Below are 1,149 nucleotides of genomic sequence, written 5' to 3' on the forward strand. Positions count from 1 at the left end.
CGGGGCTCCGGGACGCTCTGACGGCGCGGCTGGGGCTGCTGGTGCACGCCCGGCGCGCCGCCGTGCGTCCGCCCGCACCTTGCACGCCCCTGACCGGCAGGGGCGGGTGGGGCCATGGTGGTTCCCACGGCCCGCCCGCCGCCCGGCAGAGTCCCGGTCGGCTCGCGGGCCGTCCAACGTCTCCGCGCGCTCCGGTGGCGGCGGTTGCGCTCGGCGGGCCGTAACCCCTCCGGCGCAGCCTCGTTGGACCGGCCATGAAGAAGCGCAGCATGTTTGCCGTTGCCTCGCTCGCCGTTGGTGTCGTGGCCTCCCTCACCGCGCCGAGTGCGCACGCCAGTGCCGTGGGCGGGCAGGAGGGGCTGCCCGGGCCGCTGAGCAGCGCGCCGGACGTGGTGCCCGGGCAGGTCGGTGACGCGGGTGGCGTCCTCGGGGAGGCCACCGGCTACGTGACCGGGTCGGCGAACAGCCTGGTGGCGGCCGCGCCCGCGTAGTCCCTGTGGTCCACCGGCCGGCCATCGGCGGCCGCGGTTCAGGACATCGGGGCTCCGAGGTCCTGGGTCCAGTAGGGGGTGCCGGCGGAGCTGGTGGCGAAGCCGACGCCGATGTCCTTGAATCCGCAGTCGAGCATGTTGGACTGGTGGATCCCGCCGTCCATCCAGCGGGCGAAGACGGCGGCCGGGGTGGTCGGGCCCCGGTCGAGGTTCTCGCCCCACTGGGACCAGCGGTAGCCGACGGCGGTGATCCGGGCTTCGGCTCGGACGCCGTCCGGGTTGACGTGGTCGAAGAAGCCTCGGGTGGCCATGTCGTCCGCGTGCTTCTGGGCCGAGCTGTGCAGCCGGGCGTCGATCCGCAGCGGGGTGCAACCGGCCTTGGTGCGTTCGGCGTTGACCAGGTCCACCAGCTGGCGCTCCGGGTTGGGCTGCGCTGTCGCGGTGGCGGTGCGGGTCACGGTCGGCGTCGGTGTGGGCGTCGTCGGCGTCGGGCTCTCCGCGGGTGTCGGGGTCGGCACGGGTGCGGGGGCGACGGCAGCGGATGCGGCGGCGGCCGTCGGGTTGTCCTGGGCCACGGTCGGGGCGGTGGGCTCCGGTGCCGTCGCCCGCGGGGGCTCGCCGGCCTGCGGCCAGACCAGGGCGAGGGTGGTCACGGCGG

2 protein-coding genes are annotated in these 1,149 nt (G+C 75.8%); one reads left to right on the top strand and one right to left on the bottom strand.

Annotation, left to right across the window (positions count from 1 at the left end):
• The first annotated feature begins 254 nt into the window (after positions 1-254).
• Entirely contained in the window at positions 255-491 is a 237-nt protein-coding gene (locus KS423_RS45925; RefSeq protein WP_224285581.1) for a hypothetical protein, read from the top strand.
• A 38-nt stretch (positions 492-529) separates the two neighbouring features.
• On the opposite strand, the gene KS423_RS45930 is transcribed toward KS423_RS45925, so the two are convergent.
• The coding region (locus tag KS423_RS45930; RefSeq protein ID WP_224285582.1) for a CAP domain-containing protein at positions 530-1,149 on the bottom strand (620 nt) is incomplete at its 5' end.

The sequence above is a fragment of the Streptomyces sp. LS1784 genome (assembly GCF_020103755.1).
In the GTDB taxonomy this organism is placed as follows: domain Bacteria; phylum Actinomycetota; class Actinomycetes; order Streptomycetales; family Streptomycetaceae; genus Kitasatospora.

Bases quoted from the DNA above. Each gene is read 5' to 3' on its own strand.
- KS423_RS45925 (WP_224285581.1), top strand. From the start codon at position 255: ATGAAGAAGCGCAGCATGTTTGCCGTTGCCTCGCTCGCCGTTGGTGTC.